This is a genomic window from Streptomyces sp. NPDC002125 (assembly GCF_053593715.1).
Genome location: NZ_JBSFDD010000027.1, coordinates 76556 through 98230, shown reverse-complemented (window position 1 = coordinate 98230; position 21675 = coordinate 76556). Strand labels below are relative to the sequence as shown.

Here is a 21675-nt window from a genome sequence, read left to right as displayed (position 1 = left end):
ACCTGCCCGCCCCGGCTCCCGGGGCGGGCAGGTTCCGTTCCGTCGGCCCGTCCCGGCTCCCCTGCGGGCGGTCCGCGTCGTCAGCCGGACTCGGTGACCTTGCCGTCGGCGACCTCGACGCGGCGCGTGGTGCGGACCGCCTCCAGCATCCGGCGGTCGTGCGTGACGAGCAGCAGCGTCCCGGTGTACGCCTCCAGCGCCGATTCCAGCTGCTCGATCGCGGGCAGGTCCAGATGGTTCGTCGGCTCGTCCAGGACCAGCAGGTTCACGCCCCGGCCCTGGAGCAGTGCCAGGCCCGCCCGGGTGCGCTCACCGGGCGAGAGGGTCGTCGCGGGGCGCAGCACATGAGCGGCACGCAGGCCGAACTTGGCCAGCAGGGTGCGCACCTCTGCGGGCTCGGTGTCGGGGACTGCGGCGCAGAAGGCGTCGAGGAGGCTCTCCGTGCCGTGGAACAGCTTGCGCGCCTGGTCGACCTCGCCCACCACGACGCCCGAACCGAGCGTGGCGTGGCCCGCGTCGAGCGGCAGCCTGCCGAGCAGGGCGGCGAGCAGGGTGGACTTCCCGGCTCCGTTGGCGCCGGTGATGGCGACCCGGTCCGCCCAGTCGATCTGGAGGGTGGCCGGCCCGAAGGAGAAGTTCCCCCTGACGACGGCGGCGTCGCGGAGGGTGGCCACGACGGAGCCCGAGCGCGGGGCGGAGGCGATCTCCATCCGCAGCTCCCACTCCTTGCGCGGTTCCTCGACGACATCGAGGCGCTCGATCATGCGCTGGGTCTGCTTGGCCTTCGCGGCCTGCTTCTCGCTGGCCTCGCTGCGGAACTTGCGGCCGATCTTGTCGTTGTCGGTGGCCTTGCGGCGGGCGTTCTTCACGCCCTTGTCCATCCAGCCGCGCTGCATCTGGGCGCGGCCCTCCAGCGCGGAGCGCTTGTCGGCGTACTCCTCGAACTCCTCGCGGGCGTGGGTGCGGGCGCGCTCGCGTTCCTCCAGGTAGGAGGCGTAGCCGCCGCCGTAGAGGTTGATCTGCTGCTGGGCGAGGTCGAGTTCCAGGACCTTGGTGACCGTGCGCATCAGGAACTCGCGGTCGTGGCTGACCACGACGGTGCCGGCCCGCAGCCCGGACACGAAGCGCTCCAGGCGCTCCAGGCCGTCGAGGTCCAGGTCGTTGGTGGGCTCGTCGAGCAGGAAGACGTCGTAGCGTGAGAGCAGCAGCGAGGCCAGTCCGGCGCGGGCCGCCTGGCCGCCGGAGAGCGCGGTCATCGGGAGGTCGAGGCCGATGGTCAGCCCGAGGTCGGCGGCGACCTCCTCGGCGCGTTCGTCCAGGTCGGCGCCGCCGAGGGAGAGCCAGCGCTCCAGCGTCTCGGAGTAGGCGTCGTCCGCGCCGGGCGCACCGTCGACCAGCGCCTGGGTCGCGGCGTCCATCGCGGCCTGGGCGTCGGCGACCCCTGTGCGGCGGGCGAGGAACTCGCGCACGGACTCCCCCGCACGGCGCTCGGGCTCCTGCGGGAGGTGTCCGACGGTGGCGGTGGGCGGGGAGAGCCGCAGCTCGCCCTCCTCCGGCCGGTCGAGTCCGGCGAGCAGGCGCAGCAGCGAGGATTTGCCGGCGCCGTTTGCTCCGACGAGACCGATCACGTCACCGGGCGCGACGACGAGGTCGAGTCCGGCGAAGAGGGTGCGGTCACCGTGGCCGGCGGCGAGTTCCTTGGCGACGAGAGTGGCAGTCATCAGGGTGCCGATCCTAACGAACGGAAGCGGTCCCCCTGCCCGCCGGACGGAGGCCCCCGGAGTGCGACCATGGCCGTCCGGGCACCGGCGAGCGCGGTGACGGCAGGGAGACTGGGGTGAGCGCGGTGTCGGACGTGATCGTGGTGGGCGGCGGGGTCAGCGGGCTGACCACGGCGCTGGTACTGGCGGAGCGCGGTCTGCGGGTGCGGGTCTGGTCCCGGGACGCGGCCCAGGACACGACGTCGGCCGTGGCCGGGGCGCTGTGGTGGCCGTACCGGATCGAGCCCGAGGCCTTGGTCGGCGCGTGGTCCCTCGAAACGCTCCGGGTGTACGAGGAGATGGCGGCGGCCCCCGGAAGGACGGGCGTGCGGATGGTCGCCGGGGTGCACGGGGGCGAGCGGCTCGCCGCCCTCGGGCCCTGGGCCCGGAGCCTGGAGGGGGCCTCCGACGTGGCCGAGGGGCTGCGGGTGACCCTGCCGCTGATCGACATGCCGGTCCATCTGCGCGCACTGGAGGACCGGCTGGCCGAGGCGGGCGGGGTGGCCGAGCGGCGTGCGGTACGCGACTTCGCCGAAGCCTCGGCCGAGGCTCCCGTGGTGGTCGACTGCGCCGGGCTCGGCGCCCGCGAGCTGGCTCACGATCCCGGGGTGCGGCCGGTCCGGGGCCAGCTGGTGGTGGTGGAGAATCCGGGCGTCGACGAGTGGTTCGTCCAGGCGGACCCGGCGTCCAGCGAGACGACGTACTTCTTCCCGCAGCCGGGCGGGCTGGTCCTGGGCGGAACGGCGGAGGCCGACGATCCGCGTACGGAACCCGACCCCCGCACCGCGCGGGAGATCGTGGCGCGCTGTGCCCGGGTGCGGCCGGAGATCGCGGGGGCCCGGGTCATCGGCCACCGCGTGGGGCTGCGGCCCGCCAGGGACGCGGGGGTGCGCATCGAGGCGGAGGAGCTGCCGGGCGGCGGTCTGCTGGTGCACAACTACGGCCACGGCGGAGCCGGGGTGACGGTGGCGTGGGGCTGTGCGAGGGCCGCGGCCCGGCTGGTGCGCCGAGCGCCCGTCGGGTGACCTCCGGCCGGGCGGCCGTCCGACGGGCGGGGCGCCCGTCAGGCCGCCGGGCCGCCCTTGTGGCGTTCGTCGGTGGTGATCTCCGCGGTGCCGGGGCCGATCCGGATCTCGAAGTCCCCGTCGTACTTGGCGTGTCCCTCGATGACCGCGGATTCGACGGCCTCCACACCGAACTCCCTGCGGACGATCATCGGGTCGTGCCGCAGGTCCCTCATCAGCGATACGCACATCCCGATCATCACGATGGTGAACGGCGCGGCCACGAGGATCGTCAGGTTCTGCAGACCCGCCAGCGCGTCGCCCTGGCCGTCGCCGACGAGCAGCATGACGGCCGCCACGGCGCCGGTGACGACGCCCCAGAAGATCACGACCCACTTGGCGGGTTCGAGGACGCCCTTCTGGGAGAGGGTGCCCATCACGATCGAGGCGGCGTCGGCGCCCGAGACGAAGAAGATGCCGACCAGGACCATCACCAGGATGCTCATCATCGTGGCGACCGGGAACTGCTGGAGGACGCCGAAGAGCTGCGCCTCCGGGGTGTCCCCGACGTCCTTGAGCCTGCCCGCCTCCTCCAGCCGGATCGCGGACCCGCCGAAGACGGCGAACCAGACCAGGCTGACCGTGCTGGGGACCAGGATCACGCCGCCGACGAACTGGCGGATCGTACGGCCCCGGCTGATCCTGGCGATGAACATGCCGACGAAGGGCGTCCAGGAGATCCACCACGCCCAGTAGAAGACCGTCCAGCTGGCGAGCCAGTCGGCCACCTCCCCGGCACCGGTGGCCTCGGTGCGCCCGGCGAGCTGGGCGAGGTCGCCGAAGTACGCGGCGATGGAGGTGGGCAGCAGGTCGAGCACGATGATGGTGGGGCCCGCGATGAAGACGAAGACCACCAGGATCAGCGCGAGCACCATGTTGATGTTGGACAACCACTGGATGCCCTTCTCGACCCCGGAGACCGCGGAGGCGACGAAGGCGACCGTCAGCACGGCGATGATCGTGACCAGCAGGCCCGTGCCGGTCTTCTCCATCCAGTTGAGCTCCTGGAAGCCGCTGCCGATCTGGAGGGCGCCGAGCCCCAGCGAGGCCGCGGAGCCGAAGAGGGTCGCGAAGATCGCGAGGATGTCGATGATCCGGCCGGGCGTGCCGTGGGCGCGCTTCTCGCCGATGAGCGGCACGAAGACGGAGCTGATCGTCTGCCTCCTGCGCCGCCGGTAGGTGCTGTACGCGATGGCGAGCCCGACGACCGCGTAGATCGCCCAGGGGTGCAGCGTCCAGTGGAAGAGGGTGGTGGCCATGGCGGTCTGCATGGCCTCGGCGGCGTCCGCGGGGCGGGTTCCCGGCGGCGGGTTCACGAAGTGGGCCAGCGGCTCGCTCACTCCGTAGAACATCAGGCCGATTCCCATGCCGGCGCTGAACATCATCGCGACCCAGGAGACCGTGCGGAATTCGGGCTCCTCGCCCTCCTGCCCCAGCGAGATCGTCCCGTAGCGGCTGATCGCGAGCCAGAGGGCGAAGACCACGAAGCCGGAAGCCGCCAGCATGAAGGCCCAGCCGCCGTTGTGGATCAGCCCGTTGAGCAGCGTGCTGGAGACGTCCTCCAGCGAATCGGTGGCCGTGGAACCCCAGATCACGAAGGCGACGGTGAGCACCGCCGTGACGCCGAAGACCACACGGTCGGTCGTGGGGCGCCGGCCGTGGGGCGGCTCGGCGGGTAGATCGGCCGTGACCGGGAGGTAGTCCCCCCGCCCGCCCGAACTCTGCTCGTCTTGTGACACAGATGGCACCTTTCACGCAGTGCGAGAATTCGCTCTCCGTAGGCAGTACCACACACAGCGTGCATCCCCGGGGACCAACAAGCCGTTCCGCCTTGACCGTTTATGAGCCGGTATGTCACCTGAGCGTCGCGTGATCGCGGGGGCCTGCCCCGGCGGGGCGGTTAGGCTGACCGCGTTCGGGCCGAACCCGCCGGTTCACGCGCACCGAACCCACCGGTTCCAGCCGTTCCCCCGCCGGGGCGCGCGTGTACGAGGAGCGACTCTTGCCCGACCCGACCTCCGATCCGCAGCGTGACGTCCGGCCCACCCTGGAGGCGGTGGCGGCCCGGGCCGGCGTGTCCCGGGCGACGGCATCCCGTGTCGTCAACGGCGGGGCGGGCGTGCGCCCTCCCCTGGTGGAGCGGGTGCGCGAGGCGGTGGAGGAGCTCGGCTACATCCCGAACCACGCGGCGCGGACGCTGGTCACCCGGCGCAACGGCGCGGTCGCCGTGATCATCGACGAGCCGGAGTTCCGGGTCTTCTCCGACCCGTTCTTCTCGCGCCAGATCCGGGGAATCAGCCGCGAGCTCAACGCCCACGACGCACAGCTGGTCCTGCTCCTGGTGGAGGGCAGCGGGGACTTCGACCGGGTCACCCGCTATCTGGCCGGGGGCCATGTGGACGGTGTGCTCGCCTTCTCGCTGCACACCGACGACGAACTGCCCGCGATCATCCGGCGGTTCCGGGTGCCGACGGTCTACGGGGGCCGTCCCGAGCGCCCGGCGCCGGGCGCCGGGGACGCGCCGCAGGTGCCGTACGTCGACTGCGACAACCGGGGCGGTGCCCGCGCCGCCGTACGCCATCTCGTCTCCCTGGGCCGGCGGCGCATCGCGCACATCGCCGGACCGCGCGACCAGACATCGGCGCTCGACCGGATCGACGGTTACCACGACGTACTGCCGGACGCGGGGCCGGAGCTGATCGCGGACGGCGACTTCACCCCGGAGGGCGGAGCCCGGGCCATGGCGGAACTGCTGGCCGCCCACCCCGATCTGGACGCCGTCTTCGTGTCCAACGACATGATGGCGTCGGGTGCGCTGCGGGTGCTGCGCGAGCGGGGTGTGCGGGTGCCGGAGGACGTGGCGGTGGTCGGCTTCGACGACATGGCCTCGGTGGCCGAGGCCACCGAACCTCCGCTGACGACGGTCCGTCAGGACGTGGAGGGCATGGGTCGGCTCATGGTGCGGCTGCTGATGGAGCGGCTGAACAGCGACACGGGCAGCTGGCCGGAGTCCGTGATCACACCGACGGAACTGATCCGCAGGGCGTCGGCCTGAGGCCCCGCGGGCGGATCACCGGGGCTGGGGCCGATGATCCGCAGGGCGTCGGCCCGGGGCGGCCCAGGCGGATCACCGGAGCCCAGCCCGGTTCCCGCCCGGCCGCGCTCCCCCGGCCCGCCACTCCTTCCGCGCGCTCCGGGCGAGCGGCAGATAGCGCAGCCGCTCCGGGAGCACCGGCACGACGCGCCGCACCACAGCGCCGAAGCGCCGCAGGCGCCGCTCCTGCTCCGGGGTCCAGTCGAGCCCGATGGCCGCACGGGCGTCCGGCGGCATGAGACCGACGGTGATGAAGGCACGGAACCGGGCCAGCGGCGGCAGCAGCACCGGCCAGAGCGCCCGCAGGAGCAGCCGCAGCACGAGCGGTCCCCGGTCGGGCGGGGGCACGGGTGCGCCGGTGGCGACCAGCTCCCGCACGACGACGGTGGCCTCCACCTCGTCGGCCAGCATCCTGCGGTAGTACGGCCAGAACTCCTCGACCGTCTGCGGCATGTCCCGGTCCTGGATGCCCAGGACGCGGCCGACCTGGAGCCACTCCCGGTACAGGGCGCGCTCCTGTGCCTCGGTGAGCGGGCGCACCAGATAGCGCGAGGCGTGCTGGTAGACCGGGAAGCCGGTGGCGTGCACCCATGCGTAGTTCGCGGGCGTGAGCGCGTGGTAGCGGCGGCCCCGGGTGTCGGTGCCCTGGATGGTGCGGTGCAGCTTCCTGAGCCTGTGCCCCTCCTCGGCCGCCGCCTCTCCCCCGTACACCCAGAGCTGGAGGGAGCTGAGGGACCTCTCGCCGCGTCCCCAGGGGTCCGTGCGGAAGACCGAGTGGTCGTCGACGCCCGCCCCCACGGCCGGGTGGGCGACCTGGAGCGTGAGGGCAGCGGGAAGCATGAGCAGCCCCCGGATGTCGCCCGCCAGGCTCCACAGCACGCCGCCGGGCGGGGGCGGTGCGGGCCTTTCTGTGCCGGTCATGCGGGCGCTCCCAGGGGTAGGCGGATGCCCGGACCGGTGCCGGGCCGGTGCGTGTTCCAGTATGCGATCGCGCGTGCGGCGGCGGCGCTCGGGGCGGAGGAGTAAGCCGGGGATCCAGCGGACCGGTGGTTTCCGGGCCTTCCTTCTTCGAATCTCTGTCAGCAGTGTTGACGCGCCCGTGAAACAAGTCAATAGTATTTGTAACTTTGACTCTCCAGGGACGAGAGGGGCCGTCAGATGCCGGTGGTTACAGCGGAGTCGCGCTCCGGGGGCCCGACCGGCCCCACCGCCCGCCCCCGTACGTGAACGGCTCCGACCACAGAGGAGGTCGCACATCATGGGCCGCTACAGCCGACTCCGCGAGATCCGCCGGATGGATCCCGCCCGCGACTGCGCCGAGATACTCCGGCTGATGTCGCAGTACGAGTTCCCCTGGGACTACCGGCAGGGCATCAGCGTCGCGTTCCTGCGCGACTACGGCGTACCGAGGATCTCCGTACTCCTCGACCGCACCCAGGAGTTCGAGCGCAACGGCCAGAAGCGCTACGACGACACCGTCCTGTTCGGATACGAGATGGCCGCCGAGGGCTTCGATTCGGAGCGGGCCAAGGCCGCCGCGCGCCATCTCAACCGGATCCACGGCAAGTACCGCATCCCGAACGAGGACTACCTCTATGTGCTGGCCACCACCGTCGTCGGCCCGAAGCGCTGGATCGACCGCTTCGGGTGGCGGCCCCTGTGCCACCAGGAAGCGGCGGCGCTCGCCGAGGTCGGGCGGCGGATGGCGGTGATGATGGGCATCGAGGGCGCCCCCGCCACCTACGAGGAGTTCGAGGCGCTGCTCGACTCCTACGAGGCCAAGATGTTCGCCTACGACCCGGCGAACCGCAGGGTCGCCAACGCCACCTTCCGGATCATCGCCGCGTGGTACCCGGCCCCGCTGCGCCCCCTGGTGGCGCGGCTCTCCCTCGCCCTGCTGGACGAGCCCTTACTCGAAGCACTCGGCTTCCGTCCGCAGCCCCGGCTGGTGCGGGCGGCGGCGACGCGGCTGGTGCGCGCCCGGTCGCACGGCGTGCGGCTGATGCCCGCCCGGCCGCGCTGGCTGCCCTCCCGGCCCCGGCCGCGCAGCTATCCCTTCGGTTACCGGCTCGACGACCTCGGACCTCACTGGGCGCAGAGCCGCCCGCTGGAACCCCTGCCCAAGGAGAAGACCGCATGACGACCCGGACCGACCGCCAGGAGCACAGCCTCGACGACATCCGCGCCACCGTGGCGCGGGCCAGGACCGCCGGCCGGGCGTGGGCCGCGCTGGGACCCCGGGAGCGCCGGGGCGCGCTGCTGCTCTGGAAGCGGTCGCTCGCCCGGCGGGTGGACGAGTTCGCCGAGCTGATCGCGTCCGAGACCGGGAAGCCGGTGCACGACGCGCGTTCCGAGGTGCTGCTCACGCTGGTCCATCTGGACTGGGCGGCACGCAACGCCCGCCGGGTGCTGGGCAGGCGCCGTGTGGCGTCCGGCCTCCTGTCGGTCCACCAGCGGGCGCTGCTGGCCTACCGCCCGCTCGGGGTGATCGGGGTGATCGGGCCGTGGAACTATCCGCTGTACACCCCGATGGGCTCGATCGGCTACGCCCTCGCGGCGGGCAACGCCGTGGTGTTCAAGCCCTCCGAACTCACCCCGGGGGTGGGGGTTCTGCTGGCCCGGAGCTTCGGGGAGGCCCTCCCGGACCACGCGGATCTGCTGACGACGGTCACCGGTCCCGGTTCCACCGGGGCCGCTCTGGCCGGGGCCGAGGGGCCTTCCGGGGTCGACAAGGTCGCCTTCACGGGCTCGCCCGGCACCGCCCGCAAGGTGGCCGCCGCCTGCGCGACCACCCTCACTCCCCTGCTCGCCGAATGCGGGGGCAAGGACGCGGTGCTGGTCGCGGCCGACGCCGATCTGGACGCCGCGGCCGACGCGATCGTGTGGGGCGCGATGGGCAACGCGGGGCAGACCTGCGCGGGTGTGGAGCGGGTGTACGCGGTGGCATCGGTGCACGAGGACCTGTGCTCCCGCATCGTGAGCCGGGCGCGGGCGCTCGTGCACGGCGAGGCGTACGGTCCGCTCACCCTGCCCTCCCAGCTCGACGTGGTGGAACGCCATGTGAAGCAGGCGCTGGTGGACGGCGGCAGGGCCGAGCTGGGCGGTCCCGACTCCCTGCGGGGCCGGGTGCTCGGGCCGGTGGTCCTCTCGGGTGTGCCGGAGGACTCGCCGGCGGTGACGGAGGAGACCTTCGGCCCGGTCGTGGTGGTGAACCCGGTGCGGGACATGGACGAGGCCGTGGAGCGTGCCAACGCCTCGGAGTACGCGCTGGGCGCCGCGGTGTTCACGGCGTCCCGGGCGAACGGTCTCGCCTGGGCGGAGCGCCTCGGCTCCGGCGCGGTGTCGGTGAACTCGGTGCTCGGCTTCGCCGCGATCCCCTCGCTGCCGTTCGGCGGATCGGGCGAGTCCGGCTACGGCCGCATCCACGGCGACGAGGGGCTGCGGTCCTTCGCCGCTCCCCGCTCGGTCACCGTACGGCGGTTCGCGCCCGCGGTGGATCTGACGTCGTTCGCCACGCCCCGGGAGAAGGTCGCCAAGGCGGTCGAGCTGGGCCGCAGGCTGCACGCCCGGTTCTGACCGGTGTTCACCCGGCGTTGAGCAGCGGCACCAGATAGCGGCGGGCGAAGTCGCGGACCTGCTCGTCGTCGTCCAGTTCGAAGCAGCTCAGCGGATTGAGGAGGAAGGAGACGGTGATCCGCACCATCAGTTCGGCGACCGGTGTCGGGTCCGTCTCCGGCCGCCCTTCGGCGCGCTGGGCGCGGCGGAGCCGGTCGGTCAGATATCCGCGCATCGCGAGGAAGGAGGGGCCGCTCTCCAGGGTGAGGAAGGGGAGCATGATCTCCGGCTCCAGCTTCAGGAGGCCGCCCACCAGCGGGTGTTCGCGGATGTGCTTGAGGACGGCGACGAAGCCGGCGACGAGCCGGTCCTCCATCGTGGGCAGGGCGGCCACCGCCTCGTCCACGTCCACCACGAATCTGCGGTACTCACGGAGCAGGCAGGCGGAGACCAGGCTGTCCTTGTTGCCGATGCGCCGGTACACCGTCACCCGCGAGACCTTCGCGCGCTTGGCGACGTCGTCGACGGTCGAGCGGCGCAGCCCGAAGGTCATGAACTGCTCGCGGGCCGCGTCCAGGATCTGTTCGCTCAGCGCGTCGGTCGGGGGCGTCTCCACGAGCGCCCTGGCCAGCAGTGAATCGTCGTTGCCCCGTGCCGCCATGAGCCCTCCCCGTCCGCCGTGACCACCCACCTTACCGACAACGCAACACTGTTACCCACTCCGTTTCTTTGTAACTACCCCTGGCCGCCCCCGGCGACCGGTCGTCACACCCTCATGGAGGTCTTGAATGTCCGTCACCCACGCCCTTCCCCGTTCCCTCTCCGCCGAACAGGGGGCGTTCGTCACGGCACTGCGCGACTTCGCCCGGCGCGAGTGCGGAACGCGTGAGCAGCGCGACGCGCTGGCGGCGGAGACGGGCGGACCGCACGCCCCCTCCCTCTACACCCGGCTGGCCGAGCTCGGCTGGCTCGGGGTGTGCCTGCCCGAGGAGTACGGCGGCGCGGGCGGCGGGATGACGGACGCCTGCCTGTTCCTGCGGGAGACGTCCCGGGGCCTCGTCCCGGCGGGCGGGTTCATCACCTCGGTGATCACGGCCAAGGCGTACGAGCGGTTCGGCAGCGAGGAGCAGTGCAAGGCGGCGATCGGCGGTGCGGTGGCCGGACAGGTGCTGTCCATCGCGATGTCGGAGCCGGGGGCCGGGTCGGACGTGGCGGCCCTGCGGTGCAGGGCCGAACGCACTCCTGACGGCGGCTGGCTGGTCAACGGCCACAAGACGTGGATCTCCAACGCGCATCTGGCCGAGCACATCCTGCTGGTGGCCAGGACCGGCACGGGCGGAGCGAAGCACGACGGGCTGACCATGTTCCATGTCCCGGCCGGCACACCGGGGATCGAGATCCGGCAGATCGAGACGATGGGGGGCCGGGAGGTCAACGACGTCTTCTTCACCGATGTCCGGCTGCCCGCCGACGCCGTGGTGGGCACGGCCGACCGCGCCTGGAGCCAGCTGATGGCCGGGCTGAACGCGGAGCGGCTCTTCCTCGCGGCGAACATGCTGGGTCTGGCGGAACGCATCCTGGAGGACACCGTCGCGTACGTGCGGGGGCGCGAGCAGTTCGGCCGCCCGGTCGGCTCCTTCCAGGCCCTGCGGCACCGGCTCGCGGATCTGGCGACCGACATCGAGTGCGCCCGGCTGCTGGTCTTCGACGTGGCGGCGGCCTGCGACGCCGAGCCGGACAGGCTGTTCCCCCGCGAGGCGTCCATGGCGAAGCTCAAGGCCACGGAGACGGCCAAGCACGCGGCGCTGGAGGGCATGCAGATGATGGGCGGCTACGGCTACGCGACGGAGTACGACATGGAGCGCCATCTGCGCGCGGCGGTCGTGTCGACGGTGTACGGCGGCACCAGCGAGATCCAGCGCGACATCATCGGCAAGAGCTACGGCCTCTGAGGACGCCCCGGGCGCCCCGGGCGGCCCTCAGCCGTAGTCGTACACCGTCACATCGATGCCCCGGCCCACCAGCCGCTCGGTGATGAGGGGTTCGATCCGGGACCAGGTGCCGCCCGCGAGCCCGCAGCCGATCCTCGGCATGTGGACCGAGGCGCCGAGCTCCGCGGCTCGCACGGCCACCTTCGCCAGTCCCTCGTCGATCGCCCCGTAGCGCACCGGCACGCCCTTGCTGCCGGTGCGCATCCCGTGCTGTCCCACGAGGTTGGCCACCCAGATGTACGGTGAGACCTGGACGAACCGCACGGCGCCGAGCCCGAAGTCGTTCCCCGCGCGCTCGCGGTGCCAGCGGCGGTAGGAGACTTCGGGCTCGGGCCAGCGGCGGGACAGGGCGAGGACGAAGCCCTTGCCCCAGCCGCCCAGGTCGTTGCAGACGTGCACGATCAGCTTGACGCCCTTTCCCTGCGGCGCGGTGGCGTCCCCCCGTACATACGTGATCCCCGGCATATCGTCAGCGTACGGGCCGCCTCCGACAGCGCCCGTCGCTCAGGCCCCGTCCCCCGCGTACAGGGCGTCGAGCATCTCGCCGTACTGGTCGCGGATCACCCTGCGGCGGAGCTTCAGGGAGGGTGTGAGCTCGCCGGTGTCCGGGCCCCACTCCCGCGTCAGCAGCCGGTAGCGCTTGATCTGTTCGGTGCGGTTCAGCCGGGCGTTGGCGGCCTCTACGGCACGGGCGATCTCCTCGTGGACCTCGGGGTGGGTGAGCGGGTCGCCCTCGATGCCGCGGGCCGCCGCCCAGGCCGGCGCCATCTCCGTGTCGAGGACCAGCAGGGCCACCAGGTAGGAGCGGCCGTCCCCGTGGACGAGGGCCTGACCGATCAGGGGGTGTTCCTTGAGCGTGTTCTCGACGAGCGCCGGGGAGACGTTCTTCCCGGTCGAGGTGATGATCATTTCCTTCTTGCGGTCGGTGAGCCACAGGTAGCCGTCGTCGTCGACCCTGCCGATGTCCCCGGTCGGGAACCAGCCGTCCGCGTCGAGCGCTTCCTCCACGGTACCGTCGGCGCGCAGATAGCCCGCGAACACCGTGGCGCCCCGTACGAGGATCTCGCCGTCCTCCGCGATCCGGAGCTCCAGCCCCTCCAGCGGACGCCCCACCGAACCCAGACGGAAGGCCGACGGGCTGTTGGTGGTGAACACGCCGACGGTCTCGGTGAGTCCCCAGGCGTCCATGATGACGATGCCGAAGCCGGCCCAGAAGCGCACCACGTCGAGCGGCATCGGCGCGGAGGCGCTGGCCGTCCACACCAGCCGCTCGAAGCCCGCCAGGGAGAGCACGGGGTCCAGGACGGTGTCCTTGGCCGCCCGGTAGGCGGCCTCCAGCTCGGCGGACGGCTGCTCGCCGCGCTCCCGGCAGGCCACGTGCTCACGGGCGGTCGCGCCCGCCTTCTCGATGGCGGCCCGCTGTACCTCCGGCAGCCCGGCCAGGGCGGCCTGTACGGACGCGGCGAGCTTCTCCCAGACCCGGGGCACGCCGAAGAACTGGGCGGGGTGCAGGGTGCGCGCGGTGACGGCCACGGCGGCGGTGTCCGCGCAGAGGTGGACGTGCGAGGCCCGGAAGACCGGCAGATAGATGCCGAGCATCCGCTCCGCGATATGGGCGAAGGGGAGGTAGCAGATGTGCTCGACGTGGTCGGGCAGCTCCACCACCTGGTCCAAGGCCAGGGCGTTGACCACCACGCTGTGGTGGGTGAGGGGGACGGCCTTCGGGTCGCCCGTGGTGCCCGAGGTGTAGACGACGGTGAGGGGGTCCCCCGCGCAAATCTCCCTCCATGCCTTGTCGAAGGCCTCCTCGCTCCGCAGCCGCTCACCGGTCTCGCGCAGCGAGCCGTAGGACAGGTGCGGACCGGCGGCGCCCGGCTCGACGACGACGATCTTCTCCAGCGGCACGGTGGGGTCCGCCAGCAGCGGTTCCCAGCGCTCCCGTTCACCGGCGCCCTCGACCACGGCGAACCTGGCGCGGCTGTGCCGGGCGATGTGCGCCGTCTGTTCGGGGGCCGCGGTGCCGTACACCGTGACGGGGACGGCCCCGAGGTGGGTGAGGGCCAGGTCGCTGAGCCAGTGCTCGGGCCTGTTGCCCATCATCATGAGGACCTGCTCGCCGCGTTCCACCCCCAGCGCGCTGTAGCCGGCGGCGAGCACGGCCGCCTCCCGGCGCACCTCGCGCCAGGTGAGGGTGGTCCATGTGTCGTCGTCGGCCGGGGCGCGCCACGAGAGGGCGGGAAGGTCCCCGTGATCCTCGGCATTGCGCAGCAGCAGGGCAGGGAGTGTGAGCTGATCGGGCTCACCGGGAAGTCGCAGGATCGTGGTCACGGCCGCCTCCTGTCGCCATCGGCCGGACCGAGCGGTCCGTACCGGGGGTTGGACTGCGCTTCAATGCTGCCGGACACTTTCACAACAGTGGTGAGACAGCAATACTGTTGCACCTGATTGGTGCACAGTGACGGGGCACGGACCGGACAGGTACGGACCGGGCACCCGCAGAGAGGCACAGGAACGGCAGTGCCCAGGAAACGAGGAGTGGACATGGCGACCGGGACCGAGGAGCCGACGCTGACCGTCGACGAGCTGGCGGCGCGGGCGGGCGTCACCGTGCGTACCGTGCGCTTCTACAGCACCAGAGGCCTGCTGCCGCCGCCGGTGATCGGCCCCCGGCGCGTGGGGCACTACGGACCCGACCACCTCTCCCGGCTGGCCCTCATCGAGGAACTCCAGCACCAGGGCATGACGCTGGCCGCGATCGAGCGCTATCTCCAGCAGCTGCCGCCCGACCTGAGCGCGAAGGACCTGGCCATCCACCGCGCCCTGGTGGCCTCCTGGGCCCCGGACTCCGCCGAGGACATGGAGCGTGCCGAGCTGGAGCGCCGGGCGGGCCGGGCCCTCAGCGCGCAGGACGTGGACCGGCTGGCGGCGATGGGCGTGCTGGAGCGCCCCGCGACGCCCGAGGGGCCGCTGCGCGTGGACCCGGGGCTGCTGCGGCTCGGGGTGGAGCTCCTGGACGTCCCCATCGCGCACGAGACGATCCTGGCCGCGCGCACGGTCCTGCTGGAGCACACCCGGTCGGCGGCCCACGAGCTCACCCGGATGTTCCGGGACGAGGTGTGGCATCCCTACCGGGAGCGGGAGTCGGACCCGGAGCGCGTGAAGGCGATGAAGTCCCTCTCGGTCCACATGCAGCCGATGGTGCTCCAGGCCCTTCTGACGGCCTTCCAGCGGTCCCTGAAGGAGGAACTGCGGGCCGCGTTCAACACCGGCGAGCGGAAGTGAACACGGCCCGCGAGGGACACCGTCAGTCGGTGAAGGTCTCGCCCCTCGTAGCCTTCTCCACCAGGGACGCGGACGGCAGGAAGCGGTCGCCGTAGCGCTCCGCGAGCTGCCGGGCGCGGGCCACGAAGCCGGGGAGGCCGCCCTCGTAACCGTTGATGTACTGGAGCACGCCACCGGTCCACGGCGGGAAGCCGATGCCCATGATGGAGCCGATGTTGGCGTCGGCGACGGTCATGAGGACGTTCTCCTCCAGGCAGCGGACGCTGTCCAGCGCCTCGGAGAAGAGCATGCGCTCCTTCATGTCCTCGAACGGGATCTCGGAGCCCGGCTTCGTGAAGTGCTCACGCAGGCCCGGCCAGAGGCCGCCCCTCCTGCCGTCCTCGCCGTACTCGTAGAAGCCCGCTCCCCCGCTGCGGCCCGGCCGCCCGAACTCGTCGACCATGCGGTCGACGACCTCGTCCGCGGGGTGCGTGGCCCAGGTGCCGCCCGCCTCCTCGACGGCGCGCCGGGTCTCGTTGCGGATCTTGCGGGGCAGGGTGAGCGTCAGCTCGTCCATGAGGGAGAGCACCTTGGCCGGGTAGCCGGCCTGTGCCGCCGCCTGCTCGACCGACGCGGGCTCGATGCCCTCGCCGACCATCGCGACGCCCTCGTTGATGAAGTGGCCGATGACGCGCGAGGTGAAGAAGCCGCGCGAGTCGTTGACGACGATCGGGGTCTTCTTGATCCGGCGTACGAGGTCGAAGGCACGGGCCAGGGCCTCGTCGCCGGTCTTCTCGCCCTTGATGATCTCGACGAGCGGCATCTTGTCGACGGGTGAGAAGAAGTGCAGCCCGATGAAGTCCACCGGCCGCTCCACGCCCTCGGCGAGCACGGTGATGGGCAGCGTCGAGGTGTTGGAGCAGAGCAGCGCGTCGGGCTCGACGATGCCCTGGATCTCCTGGAACACCTTGTGCTTGAGCGCGGTGTCCTCGAAGACGGCCTCGATCACGGCGTCGCAGCCGGCGAGGTCGGCCGGGTCGCCGGTCGGGGTGATGCGGGCCAGCAGCTCGTCACGCTTCGCCTCGGTCGTACGGCCCCGGGAGAGCGCCTTGGCGAGGATCTTCTCGCTGTACGCCTTGCCCTTGGCCGCGGCCTCGGTGGAGACGTCCTTCAGGACGACGTCGATGCCGGCGCGCGCGCAGGAGTAGGCGATGCCCGCTCCCATCATCCCGGCGCCGAGGACGGCGACCTTGCGGACCTGGCGTTCCTCGATGCCGTCCGGACGGCTGGCCCCGGAGTTGACGGCCTGGAGGTCGAAGAAGAACGCCTGGATCATGTTCTTCGCGACCTGGCCGGTGACCAGCTCGGTGAAGTAGCGCGCCTCGATGGTCTGCGCGGTCTCGAAGTCGACCTGCGCCCCTTCGACCGCGGCGGCCATGATGTTGCGGGGGGCCGGCATGGGGGCGCCCGCGAGCTGCTTCTTCAGGTTGGCGGGGAAGGCCGGCAGGTTGGCCGCGAACTTCGGGTTCGAGGGGGTACCGCCGGGGATGCGGTAGCCCTTGACGTCCCAGGGCTGCTGCGATTCGGGGTGGGCGTCGATGAAGGCGCGGGCCTTGTCGAGCATCTCCTCGGGGGTGGCGGCGACCTCGTGTACCAGGCCGTTCTCCAGGGCCCGGTGCGGGGTGTACTGGGTGCCCTGGAGCAGCACCTTCAGCAGGGCGTCGGTGATGCCCATCAGCCGTACGGTGCGGGTGACGCCGCCGCCCGCGGGCAGCAGGCCGAGGGTGACCTCGGGCAGGCCGATGCGGGAGCCGGGGGCGTCCAGGGCGATGCGGTGGTGGGCGGCGAGCGCGATCTCGTAACCGCCGCCGAGCGCCGCGCCGTTGATGGCGGCGACAACGGGCTTGCCGAGGGTCTCGATGACCCGCAGCGACTGCTTGATGGCGGTTCCGGCGTCGAACGCCTCCTGGGCGCTCGAAGGACCGATCTTGATCATGTCCTTGAGGTCGCCGCCCGCGAAGAAGGTCTTCTTGGCGGAGGTGTAGATGATGCCCCGGATGGACTCCTTCTCGGCGGCTGCGCGCTCGGCGACGGCCGCGATGGAGTCCTTGAAGCCCTGGTTCATCGTGTTGGCGGACTGGTGGGGATCGTCGAGTACGAGGGTGACGACGCCGGTCTCGTCCTGTTCCCAGCGGATGGTCGTGCTCTCGGTCATTCTTGTCTTCTCCGTAAGCAGGGGTGGCCGGGGGACGGTCAGAGACGCTCGATGACGGTGGCGATGCCCATGCCGCCCCCGACGCAGAGGGTGGCGAGGCCGTAGCGCTTGTCCTGCCGCTCCAGCTCGTCGATGAGCGTGCCGAGGATCATCGCGCCGGTCGCGCCCAGCGGGTGGCCGAGCGCGATGGCGCCGCCGTTGACGTTGACCTTGTCGAGGCTGATGCCCATGTCCTTGACGAAGCGCAGGACGACACCGGCGAAGGCCTCGTTGATCTCGACGAGGTCGATGTCGTCGATGGTGAGCCCGGCCTTGGCCAGCGCCTTGCGGGTGGCGGGCGCGGGGCCGGTCAGCATGATGGTCGGCTCGGAGCCGGAGACGGCGGCGGAGACGATCCGGGCGCGCGGCGTGAGGCCGTAGCGCTCACCGGTCTGCTGGGAGCCGATCGCGACGAGGGCGGCGCCGTCGACGATCCCGGAGGAGTTGCCCGCGTGGTGGACGTGGTCGATCTTCTCGACCCAGTGGTACTTCTGGAGGGCGACGGCGTCGAAGCCGCCCATCTCACCGATGGTGGCGAAGGACGGCTTGAGGGAGGCCAGCGAGTCGGCCGTGGTGCCGGGGCGCATGTGCTCGTCGTGGTCGAGGACGAGCAGCCCGTTGCGGTCCCTGACGGGGACGACGGACCTGGCGAAGCGCTCCTCCTTCCAGGCGATGGCGGCGCGCTCCTGGGACAGCGCGGCGTACTCGTCGACGTCGCGGCGCGAGAAGCCCTCGATGGTGGCGATGAGGTCGGCGCCGATGCCCTGCGGGGCGAAGCCCGTGTCGAAGCTGGTCATCGGGTCCATGGCCCAGGCCCCGCCGTCGGAGCCCATCGGCACCCGGGACATCGATTCGACGCCACCGGCGAGCACGAGGTCCTCCCATCCCGAACGCACCTTGGCGGCGGCCAGGTTGACGGCTTCGAGACCCGAGGCGCAGAAGCGGTTCTCCTGGACACCGGCGACGGAGTCCGGGAGTCCGGCGGCGATCGCGGCGATCCGGGCGATGTCGGAGCCCTGGTCACCGAGCGGGCTCACGACACCGAGGACGATGTCGTCGATGGCCGCGGGGTCGAGTCCGGGGAAGCGGCCGCGGATCTCGTGGATGAGGCCGACGACGAGGTCGATCGGCTTGGTTCCGTGCAGGGCGCCGTTGGCCTTGCCGCGGCCGCGCGGGGTGCGGATCGCGTCGTAGACGAATGCTTCGGTACTCAAGGCAGCTGCCTTTCGGGGTCGGTGCTGGGCAGAGAGGTCAGGCGAGCAGCGAGCGGCCGATGATCTCCTTCATGATCTCGGTCGTCCCGCCGTAGATGGTCTGGATGCGGCCGTCGGTGAAGGCCTTGGCGACCCGGTACTCCGTCATGTACCCGTATCCGCCGTGGAGCTGGAGACAGCGGTCGGCGACGCGCTTCTGGAGCTCGGTGGCCCACCACTTGGCCATCGAGGCGTGCACGGCGTCGAGCGTCCCCTCGGAGTGGTCGACGATGCACCGGTCGAGGAAGGCGCGGGTGACGGCGCACTCGGTGGCCATCTCGGCGATCTCGAACCGGATGTGCTGGAGCTTGGAGAGCGGGCGCCCGAAGGCTTCGCGCTCCTTGACGTACTGCGTGGTGATCTCCAGGAGGTGTTCGGCGGCGGCGATCCCGGCGACCGCTATGCCCATCCGTTCCTGGGCCAGATTGGTCATCAGGTGGATGAAGGCGCCGTCGAGCTCGCCGAGGAGGTTCTCCTTGGGGACGCGTACGTCGTTGAAGAAGAGCTCGGCGGTGTCCTGGGCCTTCTGGCCGATCTTGTCGAGGTTGCGGCCCCGTTCGAAGCCCTCGGCGCCGCGTTCGACGACGAGCAGCGAGAGGCCCTTCGCGCCGCCCTCCGGGGAGGTCTTGGCGACGACGATCACCAGGTCGGCGAGGATGCCGTTGGAGATGAAGGTCTTCGAGCCGTTGAGGAGCCAGTGGTCGCCCTTGTCCTCGGCGGCGGTGCGGATGCCCTGGAGGTCGGAGCCCGCTCCGGGTTCCGTCATCGCGATGGCGGTGATGGTCTCGCCGCTGCAGAAGCCGGGCAGCCAGCGCCGCTTCTGCTCCTCGTTGGCGAGGCCGGTGAGATAGGGGCCGATGATGTCGTTGTGCAGGCCGACCGCGAGCCCGGAGACCCCCGCGCGGGTGAACTCCTCGGCGAGTACGGCGCTGTAGCGGAAGTCGGAGTTGCCTCCGCCCCCGTACTCCTCGGGGACGGCGAGGCCGAGCAGTCCCTGCCGGCCGGCCGCGAGCCAGGCCTCGCGCGAGACGATGCCGTCCTTCTCCCACTGCTCGTGGTGCGGGAGGACCTCCTTGGCCAGGAAGGTGCGGACGGTCTCGCGGAACGCGTCGTGCTCTTCGGTGAAGATCTGCCGCTGCACTTCAAGCCCCCTGGAGCCAGTTCTTGACGGTGGAGATCAGCCGCGCCGGCTCGGAGCCGACGGGCGTGACGTTGAGCATGGTGACCCCGGCCTCGCGGAAGGCGTCGAGGCGGTCGCGTACGTACCCCTCGGGGCCGCAGAGCGTCATGAGCTCGCAGAACTCGGCCGGGACGGCGGCCTCGGCCTCCCTCTTCCTCCCGGAGAGGTAGAGCTCCTGGATGGTCGCGGCCTCCTTCTCGTAGCCGTAGGCGACGGCGAGGTCGTTGTAGAAGTTCTTGCCCGGGGCGCCCATCCCGCCGACGTACAGCGCGATCTGCGGGCGGGCGAGGTCCCGGAGAGCGGCCGCGTCGTCGCCGATGGCCAGCAGGCCTCCCGCGACGGTCTGCAGGGGGCCCAGCGCCGGGTCGCGCTTCGCCGTGCCCTCGGCGAGCGCGGTGCCCCAGACCTGCTGGGCCTTCTCCGGGATGTAGAGGGTGGGCAGCCAGCCGTCGGCGATCTCGGCGGTCATCCTGACGTTGGCCGGGCCGAGGGACGCCACGTAGAGCGGAATGGTGTCGCGCACCGGCTTGGTGAGGATCTTCAGCGGCTTGCCGAGCTTGCCGCCCTTCTCCGCGGGCAGCGGCATGTCGGTGATGCCGTGGTGGTCGATGACCTCGCGGCGCCAGATGCGGCGGCAGAGCTCGACCGTCTCGCGGGTCCTGCCGAGCGGCTTGTCGTACGGCTTTCCGTGCCAGCCCTCCACGACCTGCGGGCCGGACGCGCCGAGTCCGAGGAGGGCGCGCCCGCCGGACACGGCGTCGAGGCCCGCGCCGGTCTGGGCGATGAGGGCGGGCGTGCGGGAGTAGACGTTGAGGATGGCCGCGCCGATCTTCAGGCGCTCGGTGCGGGCGGCGAGATATCCCATGAGGGTGGGCGAGTCGAAGCCGTACGCCTCGGCGACCCAGACGGCGTCGAGTCCGGCGGACTCCAGCGCGGCGACCTCGTCGCAGGCGGCGCGCGGGTCGCCCGCGTAGTTGAGCGGCAGGGAGAGTTCCATCAGCCGGTCGTTTCCTTCCCGGTGGTCAGCAGGCCCGGCAGGTCCCAGTCGGCCGCGACGGACTCGGTGTCCGCTCCGGGCAGCGCGGGTGCGCTGCGCACGGAGACGGGCGTCGCGGAGAAGCGGGGCGCGGGCGCGGGCTGGGTGAGCCCGCCGTGCTCCACGAAGGTGGAGCGTGCGGCGAGATGGGGGTGGTGGGGCGCCTCGGTGAGGGAGAGGACCGGGGCGACACAGGCGTCGGTCCCCTCGAAGACCTCGGTCCACTCGGCGCGCGTACGGGTGCTGAACCGGTCCGCGACGAGGGCGCGGAGCTCCTCCCAGCGCCCGGGGTCGTTGCGGTCGGGGGCCTCGTCCCCCAGCCCGAGGAGGCGGGCGAACTCCTCGTAGAAGCGGGGCTCCAGGGGGCCGACCGCCATGTACTCGCCGTCGGAGGTCGCGTAGGAGCCGTAGAAGGGGCACCCGCCGTCGAGGAGGTTGGAGCCGCGCCGGTCCTGCCAGCTGCCGGCCCCCAGCATTCCGTGGATCATCGTCGCGAGATGGGCGGCGCCGTCGACGATGGCGGCGTCCACGACCTGTCCGCTCCCGCCGGGTGTGCGGGCGTGCTGGAGGGCGGCGAGCACGCCGACCACGAGATAGAGCGAGCCCCCCGCGAAGTCGCCGACGAGGTTCGCGGGCACGGCGGGCGGCTCGCCGGCCCTGCCGATCATGGAGAGGGTGCCGGTGAGGGCGATGTAGGCGATGTCGTGCCCCGCACGGTCGGCGAGCGGGCCGTCCTGGCCCCAGCCGGTCATCCGCCCGTAGACGAGCCGTGGATTGCGCTTCAGACACGCGTCGGGGCCGATGCCGAGCCGCTCGGCGACGCCCGGCCGGTATCCCTCGATGAGTACGTCGGCGCGCTCCACGAGGGCGAGGACCGTCTCGGCGCCGTCCTCGGCCTTCAGATCGACGAGGACGGACCGCTTGTTGCGGTTGGTGAGGTCGAAGGCGGGTTCGATGCCGATCACCGAGCCGCCGGGTCTGTCCACGCGCACCACGTCGGCGCCGAGGTCCGCGAGGAGCATCGCGGCGAACGGCCCGGGGCCGATGCCCGCCAGTTCGACGACGCGCACCCCGGCCAGCGGTCCGCGCGGTCCCTGTCCTGTCGTTGCCATCAAGCCCCCAGCGGTGTGACACAACTGATGTAACATCGATGATGCTAAGAACGGACCGCGCTCCGCACAACCCTTTTGGCCGAGCAAGCGCTTAGTTCTTTCCCCGGGATCCTCT

Annotated in this window: 17 protein-coding genes; 6 read left to right on the top strand and 11 right to left on the bottom strand. The window is 71.6% G+C overall.

The genetic code is table 11. From position 1 onward, the window contains the following. Nucleotides 1-80: 80 nt before the first annotated feature. Nucleotides 81-1721, bottom strand: a complete 1641-nt coding sequence (locus tag ACWCQM_RS32985; RefSeq protein ID WP_450918744.1) for an ABC-F family ATP-binding cassette domain-containing protein — start codon at nt 1719-1721, stop codon at nt 81-83. Between the two features lie 116 nt (nt 1722-1837). On the opposite strand from ACWCQM_RS32985, the gene ACWCQM_RS32980 reads away from it, so the two are divergent. Then, nucleotides 1838-2785: an FAD-dependent oxidoreductase gene (locus ACWCQM_RS32980; RefSeq protein WP_450918743.1), complete on the top strand. Its 948-nt coding sequence runs from the start codon at nt 1838-1840 to the stop codon at nt 2783-2785. 38 nt (nt 2786-2823) lie between these two features. Here ACWCQM_RS32980 and ACWCQM_RS32975 read toward each other — a convergent pair whose 3' ends face one another. Next, nucleotides 2824-4563, bottom strand: a complete 1740-nt coding sequence (locus ACWCQM_RS32975; RefSeq protein ID WP_450918742.1) for a BCCT family transporter — start codon at nt 4561-4563, stop codon at nt 2824-2826. Nucleotides 4564-4826: 263 nt separating this feature from the next. Between ACWCQM_RS32975 and ACWCQM_RS32970 the strand changes: the two genes are divergently transcribed. Beyond that, nucleotides 4827-5879, top strand: a complete 1053-nt coding sequence (locus ACWCQM_RS32970) for a LacI family DNA-binding transcriptional regulator (RefSeq protein ID WP_450918741.1) — start codon at nt 4827-4829, stop codon at nt 5877-5879. Nucleotides 5880-5951: 72 nt separating this feature from the next. Here the strand turns inward: ACWCQM_RS32970 and ACWCQM_RS32965 are convergent, their stop codons facing one another. Then, nucleotides 5952-6839, bottom strand: coding sequence for an oxygenase MpaB family protein (locus tag ACWCQM_RS32965; protein WP_450918740.1), 888 nt, complete (start codon nt 6837-6839; stop codon nt 5952-5954). A 337-nt stretch (nt 6840-7176) separates the two neighbouring features. Between ACWCQM_RS32965 and ACWCQM_RS32960 the strand changes: the two genes are divergently transcribed. Beyond that, nucleotides 7177-8058 carry an oxygenase MpaB family protein gene (locus ACWCQM_RS32960; protein WP_450918739.1) on the top strand — a complete coding sequence of 294 codons (882 nt, stop codon included), beginning with the start codon at nt 7177-7179 and terminating at the stop codon, nt 8056-8058. Further along, nucleotides 8055-9494, top strand: a complete 1440-nt coding sequence (locus ACWCQM_RS32955) for an aldehyde dehydrogenase family protein (RefSeq protein WP_450918738.1) — start codon at nt 8055-8057, stop codon at nt 9492-9494. Before ACWCQM_RS32960 ends, ACWCQM_RS32955 begins: the two co-directional genes overlap by 4 nt. Nucleotides 9495-9501: 7 nt before the next feature. Here ACWCQM_RS32955 and ACWCQM_RS32950 read toward each other — a convergent pair whose 3' ends face one another. After that, complete coding sequence (locus ACWCQM_RS32950; protein ID WP_450918737.1) at nt 9502-10134, bottom strand: TetR/AcrR family transcriptional regulator; 633 nt, start codon at nt 10132-10134, stop codon at nt 9502-9504. 127 nt (nt 10135-10261) lie between these two features. On the opposite strand from ACWCQM_RS32950, the gene ACWCQM_RS32945 reads away from it, so the two are divergent. Continuing rightward, the gene (locus ACWCQM_RS32945) at nt 10262-11425 is read left to right on the top strand and encodes an acyl-CoA dehydrogenase family protein (RefSeq protein ID WP_450918736.1); all 1164 of its coding nucleotides are present in this window, start codon (nt 10262-10264) and stop codon (nt 11423-11425) included. A 27-nt stretch (nt 11426-11452) separates the two neighbouring features. Here the strand turns inward: ACWCQM_RS32945 and ACWCQM_RS32940 are convergent, their stop codons facing one another. Both ACWCQM_RS32940 and ACWCQM_RS32935 read right to left on the bottom strand, forming a co-directional pair. Further along, nucleotides 11453-11929 carry a macro domain-containing protein gene (locus tag ACWCQM_RS32940; RefSeq protein WP_450918735.1) on the bottom strand — a complete coding sequence of 159 codons (477 nt, stop codon included), beginning with the start codon at nt 11927-11929 and terminating at the stop codon, nt 11453-11455. 39 nt (nt 11930-11968) lie between these two features. Continuing rightward, on the bottom strand, nt 11969-13792 hold the full coding sequence (locus ACWCQM_RS32935; RefSeq protein WP_450918734.1) for an AMP-dependent synthetase/ligase: 1824 nt from the start codon (nt 13790-13792) through the stop codon (nt 11969-11971). A 213-nt stretch (nt 13793-14005) separates the two neighbouring features. Here ACWCQM_RS32935 and ACWCQM_RS32930 point away from each other — a divergent pair, with 213 nt between their 5' ends. Next, nucleotides 14006-14746 (top strand): MerR family transcriptional regulator, encoded by a 741-nt coding sequence (locus tag ACWCQM_RS32930; RefSeq protein WP_450918733.1) that lies wholly within the window; start codon nt 14006-14008, stop codon nt 14744-14746. Between the two features lie 22 nt (nt 14747-14768). On the opposite strand, the gene ACWCQM_RS32925 is transcribed toward ACWCQM_RS32930, so the two are convergent. Genes ACWCQM_RS32925 through ACWCQM_RS32905 form a run of 5 tightly spaced genes read right to left on the bottom strand, consistent with a single transcriptional unit; the run spans nt 14769 to nt 21560 of the window. Beyond that, nucleotides 14769-16940 carry a 3-hydroxyacyl-CoA dehydrogenase NAD-binding domain-containing protein gene (locus ACWCQM_RS32925; RefSeq protein WP_450918732.1) on the bottom strand — a complete coding sequence of 724 codons (2172 nt, stop codon included), beginning with the start codon at nt 16938-16940 and terminating at the stop codon, nt 14769-14771. 38 nt (nt 16941-16978) lie between these two features. Further along, on the bottom strand, nt 16979-18193 hold the full coding sequence (locus tag ACWCQM_RS32920; RefSeq protein WP_450918731.1) for an acetyl-CoA C-acetyltransferase: 1215 nt from the start codon (nt 18191-18193) through the stop codon (nt 16979-16981). Between the two features lie 37 nt (nt 18194-18230). Beyond that, nucleotides 18231-19373, bottom strand: coding sequence for an acyl-CoA dehydrogenase family protein (locus ACWCQM_RS32915; protein WP_450918730.1), 1143 nt, complete (start codon nt 19371-19373; stop codon nt 18231-18233). A gap of 1 nt (nt 19374) precedes the next feature. Beyond that, nucleotides 19375-20409: an LLM class F420-dependent oxidoreductase gene (locus ACWCQM_RS32910; protein ID WP_450918729.1), complete on the bottom strand. Its 1035-nt coding sequence runs from the start codon at nt 20407-20409 to the stop codon at nt 19375-19377. Next, on the bottom strand, nt 20409-21560 hold the full coding sequence (locus ACWCQM_RS32905; RefSeq protein ID WP_450918728.1) for a CaiB/BaiF CoA transferase family protein: 1152 nt from the start codon (nt 21558-21560) through the stop codon (nt 20409-20411). Before ACWCQM_RS32905 ends, ACWCQM_RS32910 begins: the two co-directional genes overlap by 1 nt. Between the last annotated feature and the right edge of the window lie 115 nt (nt 21561-21675).

What these genes read in the sequence shown, in the direction of transcription:
- ACWCQM_RS32930 (WP_450918733.1), top strand. Translation starts at nt 14,006, where the DNA reads ATGGCGACCGGGACCGAGGAGCCGACGCTGACCGTCGACGAGCTGGCG.
- ACWCQM_RS32910 (WP_450918729.1), bottom strand. Translation starts at nt 20,409, where the DNA reads ATGGAACTCTCCCTGCCGCTCAACTACGCGGGCGACCCGCGCGCCGCC.
- ACWCQM_RS32960 (WP_450918739.1), top strand. Translation starts at nt 7,177, where the DNA reads ATGGGCCGCTACAGCCGACTCCGCGAGATCCGCCGGATGGATCCCGCC.
- ACWCQM_RS32985 (WP_450918744.1), bottom strand. Translation starts at nt 1,721, where the DNA reads ATGACTGCCACTCTCGTCGCCAAGGAACTCGCCGCCGGCCACGGTGAC.
- ACWCQM_RS32965 (WP_450918740.1), bottom strand. Translation starts at nt 6,839, where the DNA reads ATGACCGGCACAGAAAGGCCCGCACCGCCCCCGCCCGGCGGCGTGCTG.
- ACWCQM_RS32940 (WP_450918735.1), bottom strand. Translation starts at nt 11,929, where the DNA reads ATGCCGGGGATCACGTATGTACGGGGGGACGCCACCGCGCCGCAGGGA.
- ACWCQM_RS32945 (WP_450918736.1), top strand. Translation starts at nt 10,262, where the DNA reads ATGTCCGTCACCCACGCCCTTCCCCGTTCCCTCTCCGCCGAACAGGGG.
- ACWCQM_RS32955 (WP_450918738.1), top strand. Translation starts at nt 8,055, where the DNA reads ATGACGACCCGGACCGACCGCCAGGAGCACAGCCTCGACGACATCCGC.
- ACWCQM_RS32950 (WP_450918737.1), bottom strand. Translation starts at nt 10,134, where the DNA reads ATGGCGGCACGGGGCAACGACGATTCACTGCTGGCCAGGGCGCTCGTG.
- ACWCQM_RS32905 (WP_450918728.1), bottom strand. Translation starts at nt 21,560, where the DNA reads ATGGCAACGACAGGACAGGGACCGCGCGGACCGCTGGCCGGGGTGCGC.
- ACWCQM_RS32925 (WP_450918732.1), bottom strand. Translation starts at nt 16,940, where the DNA reads ATGACCGAGAGCACGACCATCCGCTGGGAACAGGACGAGACCGGCGTC.